Raw genomic sequence first — 4,916 nt, 5'->3', positions numbered from 1 at the left:
CTAGCAAAAACCCGGTTTCTGAATAGGAGGCGATCGCGTTATCCCGTAGGTTGGGTGAAGCAAAGCGTAACCCAACACCCTTCGCGTAGGTTGGGGGGGGGTTAAAGGTTGGGGGGTTTATGCGATAAACCCCTACAGTGGAAAAACCCGGTTTCTGAATAGGAGGCGATCGCGTTATCCCGTAGGTTGGGTGAAGCAAAGCGCGTAACCCAACACACCCCCGCAAATGTTGGGTTACACTTCGTTCCACCCAACCTACACATTAACTTCCTGAAGGATGAGCGTTAAACTTTTATAGACAACAAATCGACTCCAGAGGTGAAACTATGGCGATCTCACTCAAAGTAAAAGGAAAAATCGAAAATGGTCAACTTATTCTAGATCAGAACACGGCTCCCTTTCCGTGGGATGGAGAGGTAGAAGTTCAAGTGACTTTACATGAGCAAAAAAGCAGTAGTTTTGCAGAAGTTGATCCCAATATCAAAAAATCCTTTGAAGAGGCTGGAATCCGTACCCGTGAGCAAGTCCTAGAATTGATCCAAGACGTTAAGCGAGAAATGGCTCAGGAACGTTTTGGGGAGAAATAAGTCAAAATGAGAATCTTCTTGGATACAAATGTTTATATTGTTGGTCAGTTAGAAAAAAACTCCCCTGAAAATCAAATTTTGACGTGGCTGGAACAAAATGCTAGCAACCCTACCATTCAAGTTGTCATCTCTTTTTGTTAGTCAGTTTTTACAGTGAAACCTTGATCGATTCGTTTCCTACGATTAGAGGGTTTATGGGATAAACCCTTACAGTGGGAGAAACCGGGTTGAGTTACTCTAAGCGTTGGTGCATCTAATCTCTAGCAAAAACCCGGTTTCTGAGTGGGAGGCGATCGCGTTATCTTGTAGGTTGGGTGAAGCAAAGCGCGTAACCCAACACACCCCCGCAAATGTTGGGTTACACTTCGTTCCACCCAACCTACAAATTCACTTCCCGACCGATTTGTTTCCGAAGATTGGGAATAATTGAATGATAAACCCCAAAAGAGGAGAAATTTGCCCATGCAAACCATCGAACTCCCCGGAAATAACCTCGCTCAACTCGACCTTAACGCCATTAACGCCCAATTGCGGGAGGGCAGCGCCCAACTGGATTGGAGCTTGGTGGAAGAGGTCAGCGATGCCGAATTGACCCAACTCCTAGGGGGCTTAAACCTCAGTGACCACGGGGCCGCCCTCGGGGAGGATACCCTTTCACCCCAACTGGCAAACCGGATTATTGCCATTCTCCAACAAAACCCAGACCCAGACCCGGAAACTGCCCCCCTTCTCCAGACAACGGATCAATTTGACCTGCGGAAAAGACTGGTAGAGATGATCTACAAAGACCTACACGGCCCGGTGAATGGGGAGTTTGAGGAGGTGGACGAAAGCAGTTTAACCGAACGCTATTTGATTGGCGCGATCGCACCCCGACACCGCAACAAACAGGCCGAAGACCCCACGGAAGAAGACCCCGCCCAACAAGACCCCCTAGCGGCCACCGGACAAAAAACCAACGACGACGGCGACACCGAAGAAAACGCCCCCAACAGTAGCCTTTTCCCCTCTTCCCTAGGGATGACCTTCTCCATTGCCGGAGATAGTCAAAACATCCAAATCATCGCCCGGTGGGGAAGTTACGACAAAGGCAAAAGTAACGAATACCTGACCCAAGAAGGAAACCCTAAATCGGTCTGGCAGAGAACGCCCCACAGTGACCGCAAAACCTTTGCCCTGCGAGAAGACCGCACAACCCCCCTGGAATGGCAGCCCGACCCCAATAGCCCGGACGTGGTGGTAAAACTCCGGTATCGCCGCTATGAGGAAAATTGGCTCGTCACCGTGTTTCTGGAAAACCTGCAAACCGAACCCCGCCAAAACCGGGAAAAAAGCTGGATTTTCCAACCAGAAATCACCGTTCAACACCCGGATAAACGCCCCATCTTTATCCGTAAACCCCTCAACAGTAACAGCAAACTGGATGTTAAGATCCGTGCCGAACAGGAATCCCTCCAACTGCTCTATCGCAACTCAGTAGAATTTGCCGTCGGTCATAACACCAGCATCCACGCCGACCTAGACCCCCAAAACCCCCAACAGGCCTACAAACTCCGAACGAGCCTCATTCCCCGTTGCCTCGTCCCCAGTACCGCCCCCCCGGATGCCAGGGAAATTCCCGCCTTAGCGGGGTTAGAGTTAGACATGAAAGCCCTAGCCACCGCTCCCCCGGAAACCCTCCCCAGAATGCTCACCCCCCTCACCAGAGCCTATGAAGAATGGCTAGAGGAGCAAGAGCAAAATATCCCGAATCTTCCCCAGGAACCCGACTTTTTTCAGAAAACCGCCCGCCGCAACCTAGAAAATTGTCGCCAGGCCCTAGAACGGATTCAAGGGGGAATTGACCTGCTCACGAGGGATTCCCAAGCCCTGCAAGCCTTTCAATTCATGAATCAGGCCATGACCTACCAACGGATTCGGGGAATCTACGCCGAACAGAAACGACAAGGCCACTCAGACCTTGCTCCCGAAGCCCTCGACCAACCGAAAAATCACAGTTGGCGAACCTTCCAACTGGCCTTTATCCTGCTCAATCTCCCCGGCCTGACGGATCTGAACCATAGTGACCGACGCATTGGAGGCAATTGTGATTTACTGTGGTTTCCCACTGGGGGGGGCAAAACCGAGGCCTATTTAGGATTAACTGCCTATACCCTAGCCCTGCGGAGACTCCAAGGGGTGGTTAATGGCTATGATGGCAATTACGGCGTAGCGGTACTGATGCGCTATACCCTGCGCCTCTTGACCCTCCAGCAATTCCAACGAGCCACTACCCTGATTTGTGCCTGTGAAGCCATCCGCCGGAAGAATCCCGAACTTTGGGGCCAAGAACCCTTCCGGATTGGTCTGTGGGTGGGGAATAAAAGCACCCCCAACTGGACGCGCCAAAGCGAAGAAGTGATCAAACAGGAACGGGGGCAAAATTATAGCGGCAACATCGGAACTCCCCACCAACTGACCAACTGCCCCTGGTGTGGCAGTGAGATTAACCCGGGCAAACATATTGACGTGCGGACATTTGAAAAGGATATGGGTCGGACTCTGGTTTTTTGTGGCGATTTACGGGGTCAATGCCTCTTCAGTCGCCGTCAAGCTCCCGATGAAGGTTTACCTGTGGTGGTGGTGGATGAGGAAATCTACCGTCGTTTACCGGCCCTGGTCATTGCCACGGTGGATAAATTTGCCCAAATGCCTTGGAATGGCAAAACTCAAATGTTGTTCGGGAAAGTGAATGGCTACTGTCCCCGCCACGGATTCCGTTGTCCTGACCTGGAAGATAGTGATTTCCACCCCGCGAAAGGCAAACTCCCCGCCGCCCGCACCCGCGCCCAACTGCCTCTACGTCCCCCGGATTTGATTATTCAAGACGAATTACACCTGATTAGTGGCCCTCTGGGGAGTCTCGTGGGTCTTTATGAAACGGCTGTGGATGAACTTTGCACTTGGGACGCGGGGAATGGGGAAGGGGGAACGTCCCGACCCAACGGGAATCCCCAAAAAGTACGCCCCAAAGTCATCGCCTCCACGGCCACCATTCGCCAAGCGAACAGCCAAGTTCATAACCTGTTTCTGCGGAAAGTGAAGATTTTTCCCCCCCAGGCCATCGACATTGAAGATAACTTTTTTTCCCGCCAACGTCCCCCCAGCGCGGAACACCCCGGACGGTTATATTTAGGCATTTGCGCCCCCGGTCGTCGCATCAAAGCCGCCGTCATTCGGGTTTATTTAGCCGCCCTCGCGGCCGGACAACAACTCCTAGAGGAGGGTCATGATGCAGATCCTTGGATGACCCTTGTGGGCTATTTCAATTCGCTGCGGGAGTTAGGGGGGACTCGTCGCTTGGTGGATGATGATATCACCACCCGTCTTTTTAAGATGGATCAACGGGGTTTAGCGAAACGCTCTCTTCGCAAGGTGGAAGAGTTAACCTCCCGTAAAAGCTCTACGGATATTCCCAAAATTTTGGATGCTCTCGAATGCAAGTTTGAGCGGCAAGAGGCCAGAGGGAAGCGGCCAGAGGGAATAATTCCGAATTCCCCGACTCCCGACTCTGGAAAATCTGCCGACTCCCGACTCCCCACTCCAAAGGGGGACAAAAAGCGGAACAAGGGCGCGAACTATCCCCTTGATGTGATCTTGGCGACTAATATGATTTCCGTGGGGGTTGATGTGAAACGTTTGGGTTTAATGGTGGCCTGTGGACAGCCTAAAAACACGGCCGAATATATCCAAGCTACCTCCCGGGTGGGGCGCAATAGTCCGGGTCTTGTCCTGACGATCTATAACTGGGCAAGACCAAGGGATTTATCCCACTACGAACGCTTTGAACATTACCACAAGACGTTCTACCAGCACGTGGAACCCCTCTCTGTGACTCCGGCCTCCTCGGGGGCTTTACAACGGGGATTAGCGGCCTTGTTGGTGTCTTTGGTGCGTCTGTCGGGTTTTGAGTTTAATGGCCAAAATGGGGCGGCCAAACTGACGGAGGAAATGAGCCAACATTCTGATGTTGTCAATAGTGTGGATGCGATCGCCAACCGAATTGTCGAGATTTTCCAAGATGCCAGCAAGGAACCAGAGATTCGAGAGCGTTTGAGGGGTTTAATCGAAGCTTGGAAGGACCGCGCCCAACCCGATGAAGCGGGGTCTAAACTCCAGTACAGAGCCTCCCAAGGCGGCGGCACCACCATTTCCCTCCTCCATGACCGAAAATAATGGGATTCAAGCCCCGTCCTTCTAGGACGGCTTTTCTTGATTTCTAATATATTGTTTAAGGACTTCTAGCGGCGCTCCACCCACAGAAATAGCAAAATAGCTGGGACTCCATTT

The 4,916-nt window shown here is 51.9% G+C and carries 4 protein-coding genes; 2 read left to right on the top strand and 2 right to left on the bottom strand.

What is annotated here, in order from left to right; translation table 11 throughout:
* Positions 1-250, bottom strand: a 250-nt coding sequence (locus tag K4A83_RS21995) for a hypothetical protein (protein ID WP_265266855.1), incomplete at its 3' end; no start/stop codon positions are given.
* A 76-nt stretch (positions 251-326) separates the two neighbouring features.
* On the opposite strand from K4A83_RS21995, the gene K4A83_RS21990 reads away from it, so the two are divergent.
* Positions 327-587: a hypothetical protein gene (locus K4A83_RS21990; protein WP_265266854.1), complete on the top strand. Its 261-nt coding sequence runs from the start codon at positions 327-329 to the stop codon at positions 585-587.
* Positions 588-1,049: 462 nt separating this feature from the next.
* A complete protein-coding gene (gene drmA / locus K4A83_RS21985) occupies positions 1,050-4,802 on the top strand; it encodes a DISARM system helicase DrmA (protein WP_265266853.1) in 3,753 nt (1,250 codons plus the stop codon).
* 21 nt (positions 4,803-4,823) lie between these two features.
* Here drmA and K4A83_RS21980 read toward each other — a convergent pair.
* Positions 4,824-4,916, bottom strand: a 93-nt coding sequence (locus K4A83_RS21980; protein WP_265263515.1) for a transposase, incomplete at its 5' end; no start/stop codon positions are given.

The sequence above is a fragment of the Spirulina subsalsa FACHB-351 genome (assembly GCF_026130165.1).
Taxonomy (GTDB): domain Bacteria; phylum Cyanobacteriota; class Cyanobacteriia; order Cyanobacteriales; family Spirulinaceae; genus Spirulina_A; species Spirulina_A subsalsa_A.
The sequence above is the reverse complement of the archived record's forward strand: the minus strand, read 5'-3'. Positions and strand labels throughout refer to the sequence as shown.

Bases quoted from the DNA above. Each gene is read 5' to 3' on its own strand.
- K4A83_RS21990 (WP_265266854.1), top strand. From the start codon at position 327: ATGGCGATCTCACTCAAAGTAAAAGGAAAAATCGAAAATGGTCAACTT.
- drmA (WP_265266853.1), top strand. From the start codon at position 1,050: ATGCAAACCATCGAACTCCCCGGAAATAACCTCGCTCAACTCGACCTT.